This window comes from Nocardia araoensis NBRC 100135 (assembly GCF_000308435.1).
In the GTDB taxonomy this organism is placed as follows: Bacteria; Actinomycetota; Actinomycetes; order Mycobacteriales; family Mycobacteriaceae; genus Nocardia; species Nocardia araoensis.
The window spans coordinates 24,056-41,030 of sequence record NZ_BAFR01000147.1; the positions used below are offsets into that span (position 1 = coordinate 24,056).

Here is a 16,975-nt window from a genome sequence, read left to right on the forward strand (position 1 = left end):
CCATAGCCGCTTTCCGAATGTAGGGCGCTCGGCGGACCGATGTCACTGCACCCCGAGGAGAACATTCCCTTCGGAATATTGGCGTGGGAGCCAAAATTCGCGCGACCGCTCCCGCGACCTTGCCGCGGGTTTCTGTGGTCGGAAACAATCGGCCCATGTCCGTCGTGTTGTCTCCGGTGGCCGGAGACGCTCCGCTCGTCGCCCGGTTGCTCACCCGCTGGCCGCAGATCGCCGAGCGCATGCTCGCCGCGGGCCTCGGCACCACTCCACCGGCCGCCGACCTGCCCGAGGGGCATTTCACCGCCGAGGTGCTTCCGGCGATCTACGCGTGCGGCCGCGCGGTGCTCCAGGCGATCGGCGAACAGCGCAGCTTCACCAAGGCCGAGGTCGCGACGTTCGTCGCCCCGGTGGCCGAGCGGCACGCCGAGGACAGGTTCCCCCTGCCGGTGCTGATCGAGGCGATTCACGGTTCCGCGCAGTCGGTGCTCCAGGAGGCGGCCGCGCTGGCCTCCCGTGACGAGCTCGACGACCTCGTCCTGGTCGGCAGCCGACTGCTCGACCTGCTCATGCAGATCAACATCACGGTCGTGGAGACCTACACCGAGGTCGAGCAGTCCATCTACAACGCCGAACGGGAGGCGCGCCGGGCGCTGTGCTCGGCGCTGCTGCACGGATTGCCCGCGGCGGAGCTGGCGGCGCGCGCGGACACCGCCCTGGCCGAGCGCTACACCGTGCTCGCCATCCACATCCGGCCCGACGACCAGCCGGGTAAGGTCGCGACGCTCGTCGGGCGCCGCCGCATCCGCCTGCTGCACCGCGCCTTGGACGCCCTCGCGGGCACCACGACACTGGCCACCTTCGACGGCTGGACCGGAATCGCGTTGCTGCCCAGCGGTTCCGACGCCGAAGCCGACGACGCGCGCCACGCCGGGCTGGCCGCCGAGCTGACCGAGAACTTCGGCGTCCCGGTGTTCCTCGCCGAATATCCGTCGGTGCCGAGGGACGCCATCGCGCAGACCGCGAAGGAAGCCGCCGACCTCGCCGAACTCGTGCGCTTGCTCGGCCGCCCGGCCGGCGTCTACCAACTCGACGACCTGCTGCTGGAGTACCAGCTCACCAGGCCGGGCACCGCCCGCACCCGGCTGGCCGAGCGCATCGCCCCGATCCTGGACAGCCCACACCTGCTGGAAGCCCTCGACGCGCACCTGCGCCACGGCTCCGACCGCAAGGCCGCGGCCGCCGAGATCCACGTGCACCCCAACACCTTCAGCTATCGCCTGCGCCGCATCGCCGAACTCACCGGCGTCGATCCCACCGACCCGCACGACTCCCGGCTGCTGGCGGCCGCGCTGACGATTCAGCGCCTGTATCCGGGCAGGCCCGACGAGGTCAAGTTCTAGCCGAGGAAGCCCGCTCGCACCGCGCGCGGTTCCTGGCTACCGCCCGTCGCCGCGGATCCGCGCGCCGATCCGGAGCGCGACCGCTTCGGCGCGCCGCCCGCGCTCGACTTCCCGACGGCGCCTTCGACCTGGTGCTGAGCTCGCATCTGCTGTTCACTTACGCCGACCGGTCGGACTTCGGCTTCCACTTGGCGGCGCTGCGCGAACTGGCGCGGCTCAGCCGTGGCGAAGTTCGGGTGTTCCGCTCGTCGACCACGCGGGCGGGCCGCTGGACGACCTGCTGGATCGGCTCCGGCAGGCGCTGGACCGCGAAGGTGTTCGCACCACCCCATGGCCCACCGCGGCGAATCTGTGTTAACTTAATCGAGAATGGCAGTTAACTTATCTGATCGGAGATGGCCCATGAGGTCCGCCGTCGTCGTCGATGTCGTCCGCACACCGTCCGGTAAGGGCAAAGCAGGCGGCGGCCTGTCGGACGTGCATCCGGCCACCCTGCTCGCAGGCGTGCTCGCCGAACTCGTCGCCCGCAACGACCTGGATCCCGCCGTGGTGGACGACGTGGTCGGCGGGTGCGTCACGCAGAGCGGGGAGCAGGCGTTCAACATCAGCAGGACCGCCGCGCTGGCCGCCGGATTCCCGGAGTCGGTGCCCGCCACCACGGTGGATCGGCAGTGCGGGTCCAGCCAGCAGGCCGCGCACTTCGCGGCGCAGGGTGTCATCGCGGGCGCCTACGACGTCGCGATCGCGTGCGGCGTCGAATCGATGAGCCGCGCGCCGATGTTCTCCAACGGCCAGGGCAAGGACGCCAACCGCGGTCCGCTCGCCCACCGCTACCCGGACGGCCTCATCCAGCAGGGCATCGCGGCCGAGGTGATCGCCGCGCGGTGGAAGTTCGACCGCGCCGCGCTCGACGAGTTCGCGGCTCGCTCGCATCGGCTCGCCGCCGACACCGCGGCACAAGGCGGCTTCGACAACGAATTGGTCGCGGCGGGCACCCTCACGGCCGACGAGACGATCCGGCCCGCCACCACCGGGGAAAGCCTCGCGAAGCTGCGGCCCGCCTTCGTCGACGACCAGTACACCGCGCGCTTCCCGGAGATCGAGTGGTCGATCACCCCGGGCAACTCCTCGCCGCTGACCGACGGCGCCTCGGCCGCGCTGATCATGAGCGAGGAGGCGGCCGCGAAACTCGGCCTGCGCCCGCGCGCCCGGTTCCACTCGTTCTCCGTGGTGGGCGACGACCCACTGCTCATGCTCACGGCCGTGATCCCGGCCACCCGCAAGGTGCTGGATCGCGCCGGGCTGAGCATCGACGACATCGATGCCTATGAGGTGAACGAGGCGTTCGCGCCCGTACCTTTGGTCTGGCAGCACGAACTGAACGCCGATCCGGACAAGTTGAACCCCCGCGGCGGCGCCATCGCCCTCGGCCACCCGCTGGGCGCCTCCGGCACCCGCATCCTGGCGACGCTGGTCAACCACCTGGAGCAGACCGGCGGCCGCTACGGCCTGCAGACGATGTGCGAGGCGGGCGGCCTGGCCAACGCGACGATCATCGAACGCCTCGGATGAGCACCCGCTCCGCACTGATCACCGGAGGTTCGCGTGGCATCGGCGCCGAGGTGGCACGCCGCCTGGCGGGCGAGGGTTATCACCTGACTCTCGCCGCGCGCACGCTCGACACGCTCGAGCAGACCGCGGCGCGCCTGCGCGCGGAAACCGGAGCCGAAGTGCACCCGGCGGTCGCGCAGATGAACGATCTCGACCAGGTGCGCGCCTTGGCCCAAGCGCATGAGGAACGATTCGGCGGCATGAACGCGCTGGTACTGAGCGCGGGCACCGGCACGGCGGGCGCCGTGGCCGATCTGCCCGCGAAGGCGTACGAGCGCATGCTCGACGTGAATTTCCGCGCGCCCTCGACGCTGATCCAGGCCGCGTTGCCGCTGCTGCGCAAGAGCGCGGACGACGATCGGGAGCGCGGTGCGAAGATCATCGCGCTGGCTTCCATCACCGGTGTGGCGGGAGAGGCGGGCCTGGCGGCCTACGGAGCCACCAAGGCGGCGCTCATCTCGCTGTGCGAGACGGTCTCGCTGGAGGAGTCCGCGAACGGCGTCAGCGCGACGGCGATCTCTCCCGGCTATGTCGACACCGACATGACGGCGTGGAAGCGTGATGTCCTCGACCGGTCCGCCATGCTGACCACCGGTGACATCGCCGAGATGGTGCTGGCGATCACCCGGCTGTCCCGCAACGCGGTGGTGCCGAACATCGTGCTGTCCCGCGCCGGTGACCAGCTGTGGCGGGCCTGAGGACCGTTACCTGGCAGCGACCGGCATGAGTCTGCGCACCCTGGCCGCCCGCGCCGCGGCGCGGCGTTACCTGACGGCGACCGGCGCGATCCCGCGCCACCGAGGAAGACGAATTCGGGTTCGGTGAATCCGGATTCGGAGTTGCTGATCGAATTTCGAATTATCGGCGAGATTGCGTCGATAACGGAAATTCGGGCCGACGGGGTATTATCGGCCAAAACAATCCGGCGCCTACCGCGGATTGCGGTAGGCGCCGGTGACGCATCAGAGGTAAGCGCCGCACACGGGCCAGGCACCCGGGCCCTGGGTCGCGAGAACGTTCTCGGCGACGCGGATCTGCTCTTCGCGGCTGGCGTTGGACGGGCTGCCGCTGCCGCCGTTGGCCTCCCAGGTGCTCTGGGTGAACTGCAGGCCGCCCGAGAAGCCGTTACCAGTGTTGGTGGACCAGTTGCCACTGCTCTCGCACTGCGCGACGGCGTCCCAGTTGTGGGCCGACGCGGTCGCGGTGGACAGACCGAACGGCACGGCGACGAAAGCGCCGATGGCCGCGGTGAAGCCGAGAACACGAGTGGTGAATTTACGGTTATGCGACATGGAGATTTCCCGCCTGCGCCCACCGGCTCGGCGAATTCGAATTCGCCGCGCCCCTGCCCCCAGGGAAGTTCGTGGACACTCGAACCGCGGGACAGGGTTTCCGGCGTTCTGCGATTCGAGCTCGATCTCGGTGTTGCCCCGAGCCGTGACCGACGTTAGCGGAGATGTCACGACAGATCACGTTCGAATAACGTCGGCCCAGGTTTAACCCCTGGTCGAGACTCTGCGCCATTACCCCAGGTCGATCGCGAAAAATCGGCCGATATCGACCGGCCGTTATGCCGCCGTTATGTGATCGAGATCACCGCGATATGGTGAAGCGGATCGCATTTTCGCAGGTCCACGACTTGCAGTAGTAGGCATACAGGTGCTGCCCTGCGCCGCCGCACAGTCGGCAGCTACCAAGTCGTTACCTTCCCGAAGCGTCAGAGATGGCGTCGTGACGCCGAGGCCGGACCATCGACCCGCGACCGTTCCGTGATCTGGCCGCGAGCTCGGCAACCCGGCCGTACACCGTCGTCGGCCCTACGCGGGACTCGGCGCCGGGTACGGCGCCGGAAACGCGCTGAACGCTCCGCTCCGGCGCCGACGCGGGCTACTTGCCGTGCGCCCGCAACTGGTAGAGCCCTTCGGTCTCCGCCACCACGACGCCGTCGGCGTCGGTGACCACGGCCCGCAGCGTGAAGTCGGACTTGCCGTTCGCCGCCGCCTCCGCGGTGATCCGCGTGATCTCCTCCTCCGACAGCATCGCCTCCGCGCGCACATCCGTCTTGGCCGGCTTGCGGAAGGAGATGCGCAGGTCCTTGACCAACGGATAGAACGCCGAGTTGTCGAACGTGGCGATCGCGATCGCGCCGCCGAGAATCTCGGCCACGGTGAACAGCACTCCGGCGTACATCACGCCGAAGTGGTTGCCGTTGCCCTCGGCGGGCACCGAGGTCGCCGCGAAACCGCGCCGCACCTCCACCGCCTGCACCCCCATCTTGTGCGCGATCGGGATGGTGAATTCCAGTGCCCCGTTGACGATGTCCTTGAACGCAGGAGTCTCGACGTCGCTCATCGCAACCGTCCCTTCACGCCGGAGGTGGCCCGCACCTCGTTGTCTCTGCCACGGCCACCTCGGTGGACGTCACCGAAGCGTAGGCCCTCAGGAGCACAGCCGAGCAGAGTGTTGGCGGTTTGCCAACACTGCCTGCCGCGCCCATCACAGACTGCGGGCGATGATCTCCTTCATGATCTCGTTGGTGCCGCCGTAGATCTTCTGCACGCGGCTGTCGGTCCACATCCGTGAGATCGGGTATTCGGTCATGTAGCCGTAACCGCCGTGCAGTTGGAGGCACTCGTCGGCCACCGACATCGCGCGATCGGTGGTCCACCACTTGGCCATGGCGACGGTCGGGATGTCCAGTTCCCCGCGCAGATGCCGCATGATGCAGTCGTCCAGGAACACCCGGGCCACCCGGGTCTCGGTGGCCGCCTCGGCCAGGGTGAACTTGGTGTTCTGGAAGGCGAACAGCGGCTTTCCGAACGCGTGCCGCTCCTTGGTGTAGCGCAGCGTCACCTCCAGCGCGGCCTCCATCCCGGCCACCGATCCGACGGCGATGATCAGCCGCTCCTGTGGAAGCTGCTGCATCAGCTGGATGAAGCCCTGCCCTTCCTGCGTGCCGAGCAGGTTGGACACCGGCACCCGGACGTCCTCGAAGAACAGCTCCGAGGTGTCCTGCCCCTTCTGCCCTACCTTGTCCAGCACCCGGCCGCGCCGGAAGCCCGGCCGATCGGCCTCGACCAGGATCAGCGAGATGCCGCCTGCGCCTTCGCTGGTGTCGGTCTTGGCGACCACGATGATGAGGTCGGCCTGGCTGCCGTTGGTGATGAAGGTCTTGGAACCGTTCACCACGTACTCGTCGCCCTCGCGGATCGCCTTGGTCTTGACGTTCTGCAGGTCCGATCCCGTACCGGGCTCGGTCATCGCGATCGCGCCGACGACCTCACCGGTGGCCATCTTGGGCAGCCACTGCCGCTTCTGCTCTTCGGTGCCGTAGTGCAGCAGGTAGTGCGCGACGATGCCGCTGTGCAAGGTGGCGCCCCACGAGGTGTCGAACGCCCTGGCCTGCTCCTCGATCAGCACCGCCTCGTGCGCGAAGGTGCCGCCGCCACCGCCGTACTCCTCCGGGATCGACGCGCACAGCAGGCCGAGGGCGCCCGCCTTGTTCCAGAACTCGCGGTCGACGTGGTGCTGCTCGATGAACTTGTCGATGTTCGGCGTCAACTCCTTCGCGAAGAACGAGCGGGCGAGCTCGCGCAGGGCGTCCAGGTCGTCGTCGAGCCAGGCGGACCGGTAGGTCGTCATTCGGGTGTTCCTTGCGAAGAGTGATACCGACAGTTACGGGTACAGTGTGTACCAACGATCCGCCGGGTACAAGGTGTACCACTCGATCCGCCTGCCGATACGCTGAGCCGGTGGCAAGACGACCTTGGGTGGACACCGCCGACGTGCGGCGTTCCACCAGCGACCGGCCCGGCCGCGACGAGCGCCGCCGGGCCATCGTGGCGGCCGCGATCGCGGCCATCGAGGAAGACGGCCCGCACGCGCTGACCGGCCGGATCGCCGACCGCGCCGGACTGGCCCGCACCCACGTCTACCGGCATTTCGCCAGCAAGGAGGAGCTGGACCTGGCAGTCGCCCGGCACGCGCACCACGATCTGACCGAACGGATCCGCGCGCGTTTGGCGGTGGACGGCACCCCCCTGGACATCATCCGCGCGCCTTTGGCCCAGCACGTGCGGTGGGCCGCCGAGCATCCCAATCTCTATCGCTTCCTGGTCGGACGCGACTACCGGCGCGGCCGCAACGAACCGCGGGTCGGCGGAAGCGCGTTCGCCGCCGAGATCTCCGCCGCGGCGACGCGCTACCTGCCGGAATTCGGGGCCGACCCGCTGGCCGCGGACCGGGTGGTGGTCGCCCTGCTCGGCTTGGTGGACGCCTCGGTGCGCTGGTGGCTGGCACACCACGACACCACCGAGAGCGCGCTCGTCGACCGCCTGACCACCGAGTGCTGGCTGCTCATCGACAACCGGCTCCGCGATCTGGGCATCGCGGTCGACCCTCGAAAACCGTTGCCGGGCAATTGAGTCCCCAGCGGTGGCGGGGTCAACGCGCGGCGGGGACCACTTCGCGCGTGATGGCGTGCACGAAATCGGGCAGATCGCCGGGGTTGCGCGAGGTGAGCAAGGTCCACCCGCCCTCGGCGGAGCGCACCGCCGCTTCGTCGACCCAGTCGCCGCCCGCGTTGACGATGTCGGTCCGCAGCGAGAAGTACGAGGTCAGCGTCTTGCCGCGCACCAACTCGGCGTTCACGAGCAGCCACGGGCCGTGGCAGATCGCCGCGATCGGCTTGCCCGCGCCCGCGAACTCCTTGGCCAGTTCGATCGCCCGGTCGGTGACCCGCAGTTTGTCCGCGTTCACCGTGCCGCCGGGGACCACCAGCACGTCGAAATCGTCCACGGAGACCTCGTGCACCGACGTATCCGGTCGCACGACGGTGTCTTTCTCCGTGTCGTGCAGGTAGGTCTGCACCTCCTCGAGCTTCGGCGCGGCATGGGTCACGCGCGCCCCGCGCTTGCGCAGTTCGTCGCGCGGCACCAGTAGTTCGTCCCGCTCCACGCCCGTATTCGAGGTGATGATCAGCACGCGCGTCCCATCCAGTTGGTCGGTCATGAGCCGCTCTCCTTTCGCCTCGGGATGGTCCTGTTTCCGGCATGCCGCGCGCGGGCCGCGCTAAACCTCGCCGGAGGCGCGATCCGCGGCGTCGTCCGGCGGCAGCAGCGTGCTGGACAGATGCTCTTGCGCCAGCCTGCGCAGCGCGGCGAGCAGGGTGTCGCCCAGAATCGTTCCGACGATGGCGGTTTCGGTCATCCGCTCGAGGCCGGGTTCGTTGCGGACCAGGGCGATGTCGGTGGCGGCGATGGCTTCGCTCGCGTCCGCGTAGTCGTCCATCGCGGCGACCACGTCGTCGTGGCCGAGCAGGCGCAGCGCGGCGCAGACGTCGACGAGCGTGCCGCGGGCCGGGCTGTCGTCGTCGATCCGCCAGCCGCGCCGGTCCAGCAGCGCCGCGACATCCTCGTCGGCGGCGTCCCGCTGCTCGTCACCGACCTGCGATCGCCGCCCGCCCAACGCGTATTGCACATGGCCGAGCGAGTCCCGCGCGGAGAGGCTGCCGCTGTCGAGCGCCGCCAGCAGTTCCTTCGCCGCCTCGATGGACACGCCGCCGATGTCCACCAGCGCCCGGATCAGCCGCAGCCTGCTGACGTGGGCGTCGCTGTATTCGGCCTGATTGCGATGGGTCCGCACGCCGGAAGGCAGCAGCCCCTCGCGCACGTAGTACTTGATCGTCGCGGGAGGAACGCCGCTGGCGCGGCTGAGTTCGGCGATCCGCATCGGACTCCTCGGGCTCGTCACTACTTGACAGTGGATAGTACAGCTATCCATAATTGCTGCCGATAGTGCAACTATCGATACCTTGAGTTTCGAAAGGTCGACGTACCGTGACCGCCCTCTTCCAGCGCTTCCCCGCTCTGTCCTGGCATCGGCCACTGATGCTGCTCGCCGTCGCGATGGCGCTGCTGACCGTCTGGTCCATCGGTGGCATGGTCCTCGACGACCGCACGTTGACCGGGTTGCCGATCTGGGCCAAGTCGGCCAAGTTCGCGCTTTCGGTCCTGATCTACGCCGTGACCTGGGCGTGGCTGCTCGCCCAGCTCACTCGATGGCGGCGGATCGCCTGGTGGGCCGGGACCGTGGCCGCGCTCGGCTTGGCGGTGGAACTTCTGGTCATCACCACCCAGATCGCGCGGGGCACGACCAGTCACTTCAATTTCACGACGCCGGTGAACGCGGTGCTGTGGGACATCATGGGGTCCTCGATCGTGCTGGTCTGGATCGCCACCCTGGTCGCGTCGGCGGCGTTGTTCGCCGACCCGACGGCCGACCCCGCCCGCAACGCGGCGATCCGCTACGGCGCCGCGCTCTCGCTGGCGGGCGCCGCGCTGGGAATGCTGATGGTGCCGCCGACCGCCGAGCAGCGGGCGACGGGCAGTGCGATCAGAGGCGCCCACACGGTCGGGCTCGCCGACGGCGGCCCCGGGTTGCCCATCCTCGGCTGGAGCACGGCCGGCGGCGATCTGCGGGTTCCCCATTTCCTCGGAATGCATGCGTTGCAAGTGCTTCCGCTGGTTCTGCTCGCCGTCGAGTACGGGTCCCGCCGACTTCCGGCCCTGCGCCCAGCAGGCGCCAGGCGAAGGCTGGTCGTGATCGCCGCGGCGGCCTACGCCGCGCTGCTCGCGGTACTGACCTGGCAGGCGCTGCGCGGACAATCGGTGGTCCATCCCGACGCCGCCACCGCGTCGGCTCTCGCCGCTGTCGCCCTCGGTACCGCACTATCCGCGGCAGTCGCGGTGCGGACGAAAAACATCGCAGCGCAGCCGGTCCCGGTAGGAGCGGGGCGATGACGGAATTGCTGTTCGACATCACCTTCTGGTTCGCGGCGCCGTTCTGGGCACTGATGATCCTGGCGCCGGGATGGCGACGGACCAGTGCGATCGTCGCCTCGCCGCTCATCTGCCTGCCTCCCCTGCTCGTCTACGCGGCCCTGGTCGCGCCCGAGTTCGGCCCGTTCGCCGCGGCGCTCGTCGATCCGGAGCTGCCCGGGCTGCGCGAAGTGCTGGGCCGAGAGGCGGGGGCCGCGGCGGCGTGGGCTCATTTCGTGGCCTTCGACCTGTTTCTCGGGCGCTGGATCTTCCTGGACAGTCGCGCGCGTGGCCGCACTCCGCTGCTGATCAGCCCGCTGCTCGTGCTCACCATCCTGTTCGCGCCGATCGGCGTGCTGCTCTACCTGCTCATCCGAATCACCACGACACCGGCGTCCGGCCGGTCGGTCCCCCTGGAGGCATGATGGAAACCCTCATCGTTCTGCTGACCACGCTTCTGACGTTGCGCGCCGCGGGCGCTCTCGGCGCGCGCCGATTCGCCGCATGGCCCACCTGCGCCGCCTACGCACTCGGCGTGATGCTGATCATGACCGGCACCACGCATTTCCTTCCCGAGACGTTCGCGGACTCCCCCGTTCCCACCCACGCGGATCTGCTCCCGATGGTGCCGCCGTTCGTCCCGTTCCCCGGTGCGATGGTCTACCTGACCGGCGTACTGGAACTGCTCGGCGCGGTGGGCCTCTTCCTCGCGGCCACCCGCCGTGCCGCGGGGCTCGGGCTCACCGCCCTGTTCGTCGTGCTGCTGCCCGCCAACATCTACGCGGCGGTCTCCCACATCCCGTTCAACGGCGCACCCGCTTCGCCACTGTGGGAGCGCATTCCGGAGCAGGCGCTGTACATCGGCGTCGCCCTGTGGGCGGCCGGGATCCTGCGCTTCCCGCGACGAGCGGGCAGTGACCGAATCGAGAACGCGGCGGTGACTTCGAAGCCGCGCACGGGATCTCGAAACATACCCGGCTGAACCGGAGCTCGGCGTCGCCGCCTCGAAACTCATTGCCGAGGTGTCGCTTTCGCTATCGGTGCTCGCGACTACCCGATTTCCCTGAATGGGCTGCGCGCGGCCGGGTACAACGGAATCGTGAGTGCTTCTCGGTATTTGGGCGCGCTCGTCGGCGCGCTGGCGACGGTTGTCGTGGTCTCGGTCTTCTCCGTCCGTCCCGCCGAAGCCGATTCCGCGCGTGCGCGCGTGGTCGGGGAGGCTCCGCTCGGCGGATCGGTGTCACAGGTCGATGTCTACTCGCCCTCGATGGACAAAGTGATCACCAATCGGGTGATCCGGGCGGCGGGCGGTGCACCAGCGCCGACGCTGTACCTGCTCACCGGTATCGGGGGTGGAGTCGACGGCATCTCCTGGTGGGACGACACCGACGTCCGGGAGTTCTTCGCCGACAAGCACGTCAACGTGGTGATGCCGGTCGGCGGCGCCTACAGCATGTACACCGACTGGCTCGCCGACGATCCGGCGGTCGGGCGCAATCGATGGCAGACCTACCTCACGCGGGAGCTACCGGCGACGCTCGACGCCGAACTCGGCGCCACCGGGCGCAACGCGATCGCGGGGGTGTCGATGAGCGCCGGGTCCGCGGTCGATCTCGCGATCCAGGCGCCCGACGTGTACGACGCGGTGGCGGCCTACAGCGGATGCCCGTGGGCCGCGGACGCCGTCGGCGCGGCGATGGTGAGCGCGCAGGTCATCCGAGGTGGGGGTAATCCGGCGAACATGTGGGGCGCTCCCGGCGACGTGATCTGGCGGGCGCACGACGCGTTCACCAACGCGGGCGCACTGGCCGGGAAGACCGTCTACTTGTCCGCCGCCTCCGGCACTCCCGGTGCGATCGATCGCGGCGGCCTGCCCTTTCCGCCCATCGAGGCGATAGCAGGCTCCTGCACGGCGGCCTTCGCCGATCGTCTCGACGAGCTCGGCCTGCCCGCGATCCACGTGCACCGCGCGGAAGGCTCGCACACCTGGGGGCAGTTCGAGACCGACCTCCACGATTCGTGGCCGCACCTGGCGCGCGCCCTCGGCGCGTGAGGATTCGGACTGCCGCGGCCCGCGGTCACCTCCGCGGGGATGTTCACAAGCCTTCGTCGACGGGATAGCGCGCGGCGAGCGCGGACCGGTCGCCGAGACGGAAGTTCATGACGAGGTCGTCGGCGACCTGCACCAGCACGTCGCGTCCCTCGACCGCCGCCGCCCACTCCATCGGCAGTCCGGAGACACCGTGCGCGGCGCCGATCAGATTGCCCGCCACCGCGCCCGTGGAGTCCGAATCACCCGAGTGGTTCACCGCCAGGAGCAGCGCCGCGCGAGCGTCACCGGTCCTGGCCGCGTGCAAGGCGCAGTACACCGCGATGGCCAGGCACTCTTCGGCGACCCACCCTTCGCCCACCCGCTCGACCTGTTCGGCGGAGACAGGGTGCTCGGACAATTCCACGGCGCGGGTCAGCGCCGCCACCGTCTCCGCGCTCGAAGGGATGGCGGCGAGCTGAGTGATCGTCTCCCGCACTGCGATCGCCGGCTCGCTTCCGCTCACAACCCGGTCGACCAGTGCCGCGAACGCCCCCGCGGCGAGATATCCCGTGGGGTGCCCGTGGGTCAGCTGTGCGGCCCGCGCGGCAGTGGTGAACGCGAGATCGGGCCCGACACCGCACAATCCGAAGGGCGCCGACCGCATGACGGTGCCGCATCCCTTCGAATGCGGATTCACCGGCCCACTCGCACCGAACGTGACCGGTGCGAGATATCCCCTGGACTGCTGTCCCAGTCCGGACATGCAGGCGTTCCCCGGCGCCCGCACCGCGTACAGGAACGGAAGACTCGCCAGCCAGCCGTCGACGTGTGGTGCGGGCGCCTCCTGCCGCTGAGTCTGCAACCAGCGCAGATAGGCTCGGCGCAAGGCGGGCACCGGATCGGCGCCGGGCGCGGAGCGCAACAGCCCCTCCGCGGTGAACAGTGTCATCTGGGTGTCGTCGGTCACCTGCTGCGGCGCGTCCTGGGCGTACTGGGGCAGGAAACCCGTCACGCCTTCGTCGCCGTAGCGCTGCCGAATCTGCTCCAACCGCAGGAATTCGATCGGCCAGCCGAGCGCGTCACCGACCGCCCCACCCAGCAGACAACCCCGGACCCGATCGAAGACCGTCATGTAATCCGCCACGAGACATCATTGCGTATCCCGCGCGGCCCCTGCCCGCCGCGCGGCCACCAGAACAGGTCTCGACCGAAGTACCGTGACGATCTCCGCGGTCAGATGATCGGACAGATCCCGAGCGCAGCCGTCCTGGGCAGATAGCCGTCGGCGTCCTTCACTCCGAAATCGCCGGTGCGAAACCAGCCGTCGACCACCGCGGCGGCGGTAGGACACTGAAACTAGCGGCGCAAGTATCCGGGGCCCGCGCCTGCGAGAATGCGAGGACGGAAAGGAGACTTCATGGCACGACCACGCCGGCCGCTGCTGACCCGCGACCGCATCATCGACACCACCCTCGCCTTGGTCGACGCCGAGGGTCTGAGCGCTGTCTCGACGCGGCGGCTGGCCACCGAGTTGGGCGTGCAGGGGCCCTCGCTGTACAACCATGTCCGCACCAAGGACGACCTCATCGACGCCGTGGTGGACGCCGTTCTCGGGGAAGTCGACATCTCGATGTTCGAGGGATTGTCGGCCGAGAATCGAGACTGGCGCTCGTCACTGCGCGAGTGGGCCCGCTCCTACCGCACCGCGATGGCGGCGCACCCGCACATCGTGCCCGCCTTGGCGAGCGGTCCCGGTCATCGCCCCAACGCATTGCGCATGGCCGACGCGGTCTTCGGCGGCCTCGTCGCGGCGGGCTGGCCGCGCCGCGAGGCCACCACCGTCGGCACGACCATGCGCTACTTCCTCACCGGAGCGTCGCTGGGATCGTTCGCCGCGGGCTTCCCCTCCGATGTCGCGGTCTACGCCGACGCGTATCCGCATCTGAACGAGGCGCACCTGCTGGCCGAGCGGCAGCAGCGGATCGATCGGGACGCCTTCGAAGTCGGTCTGGAATCTCTGCTGGACGGGCTGGAGACCCGCTATCGGCTACTCGCGGGTGGCGGGTAGCTCTTCACGCCGGAACGCTCGTTTCCGCCCTGCGCCGACGTGCCGCGGAAATCCGCCGCCCGAGCACGCCCTGATGCGGTGACATACGGCCTGCCGTCACGCCCGGCGCACGCGGTTCTGCGACCCTCTCGTGCACTACAGCAGCGGCGGCGACTCCGGGAAGACCACCGGCAGGGCGGTCAGCGCTCGATGGAAGGGACCCGGACGCCAGGTCAGCTCCCCGACCGGCACCGCGAGGCGTAGCTCCGGCAGCGCGTCGAGCAGCTGGTCGATCGCGTCCTGGGCGATCAGATAGGCCAGCGAATTCGCGGGACAGGCGTGCGGCCCACCGCCGAACGCCAGATGGGCGCGGTTGCCCGCGTAGCGGTCGGCGCGGATCGCCGGATCGGTGTTGCAGGCGGCCATGCTGATCACGACCGGCTGATGGGCGGGCAACCAGACGTCGTCGATCAGGATCGGCTGCTTGGGGAAACTGAAGCAGAAGTTCGCCATCGGCGGGTCGTTGAACAGCACCTCGTCCAGCGCGTCCCGGGTCGACAGGCTGCCGCCGAGTACGCTGCCGCCGAACCGTTCGTCGGTGAGGATCAGCAGCAGCGTGTTGACGATCAGATTCAGCTGCGGCTCGATGCCCGCGCCGTACAGCGTGCCCAGCTGGTGGACCATCTCGGTGTCGGTCAACCCGGAGGAGTGCCGGAGCATGCGCGTGGTGATGTCATCACCCGGATCGGCCCGCTTCAGCACCGTCAACTCGCCCAGCGAATCGATGAGCATCTTGTTCCCCTGTTCCGCGTCGACGCCCTCGAAGATCGCGGCCATACCGGTCGCGGCGCGCTCCGCGATCTCGGCCGGACAACCCAGCATGGCGTTCAGCACCGCGAAGGCGAGCGGAAAAGCGTACTGGCGCACGATATCCGCGGAACCGGCCGCGCAGAACGAGTTGATCAGGGGTGTCGCCAGCTGCGCGACGGTGTCGTGCAGCCCGTACATGTCGATCTTGGCCAGACCCGCGACGTTGGCTTGCCGATAGCGGGCATGCTCGGCTCCGGCGTTCCGCAACGCGTTCGGCCGCCACTGCATCATCGGCAGCACCGGGCAATCGGCGGCGATGTCCTGCTGCCACGCGCGGGGATCGGCCGGAAAGTGGTCCGGATCGTTCAGAATCCGCACGGCGGTGTGATACCCGAGCACCAAGGTGGCCGGCACACCCGGCGCCAGTTCCACCGGCGCCAACGATCCGTACCGCTCACGCATCTGGCGATAGGCGCTGTGCGGATCCGCGGCGAACTCGTTGGAGAACAAGGGAATCCGCGGGACATCGGTGTCGATCGGCGAACCGAGCGGTGCGCGGCTGTGCGCGGAGGACGGGGGCATCGTCATCGGAGAAGCTCCAGGCGGTCGGACAACAGGATCCGTGAGCCTAAGCGCACTTGCGCCTTCGCTGCAGCCATACGCGGCCATTGACGGACATGGTCCGGCTGCGCCATTCGGGCAGCCCGCAGGCCGCCCGCACCGGAAACGACTCGAGATGACCGGCCGCCGCAAGTTGCTATAGAATTGCCCCGATATTCGACGCGTTGACCTGATCGAAGGCGAATCGCACCCGCTGTGTCGAGTGCGCCGGTCGAGCGCAGGTAACACGGTGGCCGTGCGCGAAACTGCAACCCGAGGACGGCACGCCATGACAGACGTCGACTTTTGCGTAATCGGTGGGGGATTCGCGGGATTGACGGCCGCGCTGCGGCTGAAACAGATGGGTCGATCGGTGGCGCTGCTGGAAGCCAGGGACCGCCTCGGCGGTCGCACGTTCACCGAGGTGCGCGAGGACGGGTCGTGGATCGATCGCGGCGGCGCGTGGATCGGGCCTGGCCAGGACCGCATCCAAGCGCTGATGACCGAGTTCGGGGTACCGAGCTACAAGCAGTACACCGACGGCGAGGCCATGATGGTGGTCGACGGCAAGCAGCACCGCTACACCGGCACGATCCCGTGGACCATGAGCCCGTGGGCGGCGATGAACCTCGGCGCCGTCTTCCTCGAGCTGGGACATATGTGCAAGTCGGTTCCACTCGAAGCGCCGTGGGCGGCGAAGAAGGCCGACAAGTGGGATCAGGTCAGCCTGGCGCACTGGCTGGAGACCAATGTCCTGTCCAAGCCGGCGCACGATCTGCTCGAGACCGCCGTCGCCGGCTGCTACACCTCGGCGGCGTCGGAGGTCTCGCTGCTTTTCGTCCTGTACCAGATGGCCTCGGGCGGCGGGCCGGGCTTCGTGCTCGGCGTCAAAGACGCGGCCCAGGACGCGCGACCGGTCGGGGGTATGGGCGCCATCTACCGGCCGATGGCCGCCGAACTCGGCGACGCGATCCACCTGTCACAGGCGGTCCGCTGCATCCACCAGGACGACGCGGGGGTGACGGTCCGCGCGACCGACCTGAGGCTGCGCGCGCGCCGGGCGATCGTGACCGTTCCCCTCGCGGTCGCAGGCCAGATCTCGTACAAACCGATGCTGCCCGCCGACCGCATGTTCCTGCATCAGCGCATGCCGAGCGGGTCGATCATCAAAGTCTCCGTCGTGTACGACGAGCCGTTCTGGCGGGGCGACGGCCTGTCCGGCCAGTCCGCCGCGCCGGGTTCGCCCGCGACGATCACCATCGATGCGTGCACGGACACCGGGCGGCCCGGGGTCCTGTGCGTCATCATCGAGGGACCCATCGCGCGGCAGGTCGCCCGACTCGACTACGCGGAGCGCCGCGGCGCGATCCTCGACGCGCTCGTCGAGCGATTCGGCCCGAAGGCGCGCTCGCCGGTCGACTACCTCGAGCAGGACTGGAGCGCCGAGCGTTACTCCGGTGGCGGGATGCTCAGCCACGCGCCCACCGGGGTGCTCACGCAATTCGGCCACGCCCTGCGCGAGCCGTGCGGCCGCGTCCACTGGGCGGGCACCGAGAGTTCCGCGGTCATGTGCGGCTGGATCGACGGGGCCATCCGCTCCGGCGAACGCGCGGCCAGCGAAGTGCTGGAACACGAGACCGCGGCGGTGGGCTGAGCG

The 16,975-nt window shown here is 69.0% G+C and carries 17 protein-coding genes; 10 read left to right on the forward strand and 7 right to left on the reverse strand.

Features of this window, described 5'->3' with window-relative positions; translation table 11 throughout:
- Positions 1-155 precede the first annotated feature (155 nt).
- The 3 genes from ON21_RS20010 to ON21_RS20025 all read left to right on the forward strand — a co-directional run bounded on the left by ON21_RS20010 (position 156) and on the right by ON21_RS20025 (position 3,709).
- Positions 156-1,400 carry a PucR family transcriptional regulator gene (locus ON21_RS20010; protein ID WP_039799796.1) on the forward strand — a complete coding sequence of 415 codons (1,245 nt, stop codon included), beginning with the start codon at positions 156-158 and terminating at the stop codon, positions 1,398-1,400.
- Between the two features lie 402 nt (positions 1,401-1,802).
- Positions 1,803-2,972 carry a thiolase family protein gene (locus ON21_RS20020; RefSeq protein ID WP_039799798.1) on the forward strand — a complete coding sequence of 390 codons (1,170 nt, stop codon included), beginning with the start codon at positions 1,803-1,805 and terminating at the stop codon, positions 2,970-2,972.
- Positions 2,969-3,709 carry an SDR family NAD(P)-dependent oxidoreductase gene (locus ON21_RS20025; protein WP_039799800.1) on the forward strand — a complete coding sequence of 247 codons (741 nt, stop codon included), beginning with the start codon at positions 2,969-2,971 and terminating at the stop codon, positions 3,707-3,709. Before ON21_RS20020 ends, ON21_RS20025 begins: the two co-directional genes overlap by 4 nt.
- A 264-nt stretch (positions 3,710-3,973) precedes the next feature.
- On the opposite strand, the gene ON21_RS20030 is transcribed toward ON21_RS20025, so the two are convergent.
- The 3 genes from ON21_RS20030 to ON21_RS20040 all read right to left on the reverse strand — a co-directional run bounded on the left by ON21_RS20030 (position 3,974) and on the right by ON21_RS20040 (position 6,653).
- On the reverse strand, positions 3,974-4,303 hold the full coding sequence (locus ON21_RS20030; protein ID WP_039799802.1) for a transglycosylase family protein: 330 nt from the start codon (positions 4,301-4,303) through the stop codon (positions 3,974-3,976).
- A 595-nt stretch (positions 4,304-4,898) separates the two neighbouring features.
- The gene (locus tag ON21_RS20035; RefSeq protein ID WP_039799804.1) at positions 4,899-5,363 is read right to left on the reverse strand and encodes a PaaI family thioesterase; all 465 of its coding nucleotides are present in this window, start codon (positions 5,361-5,363) and stop codon (positions 4,899-4,901) included.
- Positions 5,364-5,507: 144 nt separating this feature from the next.
- Positions 5,508-6,653 carry an acyl-CoA dehydrogenase family protein gene (locus ON21_RS20040; RefSeq protein WP_039799806.1) on the reverse strand — a complete coding sequence of 382 codons (1,146 nt, stop codon included), beginning with the start codon at positions 6,651-6,653 and terminating at the stop codon, positions 5,508-5,510.
- A gap of 110 nt (positions 6,654-6,763) precedes the next feature.
- Between ON21_RS20040 and ON21_RS20045 the strand changes: the two genes are divergently transcribed.
- Positions 6,764-7,435, forward strand: a complete 672-nt coding sequence (locus ON21_RS20045) for a TetR/AcrR family transcriptional regulator (protein ID WP_039799807.1) — start codon at positions 6,764-6,766, stop codon at positions 7,433-7,435.
- Between the two features lie 19 nt (positions 7,436-7,454).
- On the opposite strand, the gene ON21_RS20050 is transcribed toward ON21_RS20045, so the two are convergent.
- Together ON21_RS20050 and ON21_RS20055 are read right to left on the reverse strand one after the other, a co-directional pair.
- The gene (locus ON21_RS20050; RefSeq protein WP_039799809.1) at positions 7,455-8,021 is read right to left on the reverse strand and encodes a type 1 glutamine amidotransferase domain-containing protein; all 567 of its coding nucleotides are present in this window, start codon (positions 8,019-8,021) and stop codon (positions 7,455-7,457) included.
- A 60-nt stretch (positions 8,022-8,081) separates the two neighbouring features.
- The gene (locus ON21_RS20055) at positions 8,082-8,741 is read right to left on the reverse strand and encodes a MerR family transcriptional regulator (protein ID WP_039799810.1); all 660 of its coding nucleotides are present in this window, start codon (positions 8,739-8,741) and stop codon (positions 8,082-8,084) included.
- A 107-nt stretch (positions 8,742-8,848) separates the two neighbouring features.
- On the opposite strand from ON21_RS20055, the gene ON21_RS20060 reads away from it, so the two are divergent.
- From ON21_RS20060 to ON21_RS20075, 4 genes are all read left to right on the forward strand, one after another.
- Complete coding sequence (locus ON21_RS20060) at positions 8,849-9,811, forward strand: hypothetical protein (protein ID WP_174372189.1); 963 nt, start codon at positions 8,849-8,851, stop codon at positions 9,809-9,811.
- The gene (locus tag ON21_RS20065; protein WP_039799811.1) at positions 9,808-10,254 is read left to right on the forward strand and encodes an ABA4-like family protein; all 447 of its coding nucleotides are present in this window, start codon (positions 9,808-9,810) and stop codon (positions 10,252-10,254) included. The genes ON21_RS20060 and ON21_RS20065 overlap by 4 nt, the downstream gene beginning before the upstream one ends.
- Positions 10,251-10,811 (forward strand): DoxX family protein, encoded by a 561-nt coding sequence (locus tag ON21_RS20070; RefSeq protein ID WP_051021055.1) that lies wholly within the window; start codon positions 10,251-10,253, stop codon positions 10,809-10,811. Before ON21_RS20065 ends, ON21_RS20070 begins: the two co-directional genes overlap by 4 nt.
- A gap of 117 nt (positions 10,812-10,928) precedes the next feature.
- Complete coding sequence (locus ON21_RS20075) at positions 10,929-11,882, forward strand: alpha/beta hydrolase (protein WP_245562659.1); 954 nt, start codon at positions 10,929-10,931, stop codon at positions 11,880-11,882.
- A 43-nt stretch (positions 11,883-11,925) separates the two neighbouring features.
- On the opposite strand, the gene ON21_RS20080 is transcribed toward ON21_RS20075, so the two are convergent.
- Complete coding sequence (locus ON21_RS20080) at positions 11,926-13,005, reverse strand: ADP-ribosylglycohydrolase family protein (protein ID WP_039799814.1); 1,080 nt, start codon at positions 13,003-13,005, stop codon at positions 11,926-11,928.
- Positions 13,006-13,278: 273 nt separating this feature from the next.
- On the opposite strand from ON21_RS20080, the gene ON21_RS20085 reads away from it, so the two are divergent.
- Entirely contained in the window at positions 13,279-13,929 is a 651-nt protein-coding gene (locus tag ON21_RS20085; RefSeq protein WP_039799815.1) for a TetR/AcrR family transcriptional regulator, read from the forward strand.
- Between the two features lie 135 nt (positions 13,930-14,064).
- On the opposite strand, the gene ON21_RS20090 is transcribed toward ON21_RS20085, so the two are convergent.
- Positions 14,065-15,306 carry a cytochrome P450 gene (locus tag ON21_RS20090; RefSeq protein WP_039799817.1) on the reverse strand — a complete coding sequence of 414 codons (1,242 nt, stop codon included), beginning with the start codon at positions 15,304-15,306 and terminating at the stop codon, positions 14,065-14,067.
- A gap of 301 nt (positions 15,307-15,607) precedes the next feature.
- Here ON21_RS20090 and ON21_RS20095 point away from each other — a divergent pair, with 301 nt between their 5' ends.
- A complete protein-coding gene (locus ON21_RS20095) occupies positions 15,608-16,972 on the forward strand; it encodes a flavin monoamine oxidase family protein (RefSeq protein ID WP_039799818.1) in 1,365 nt (454 codons plus the stop codon).
- Positions 16,973-16,975: the final 3 nt, after the last annotated feature.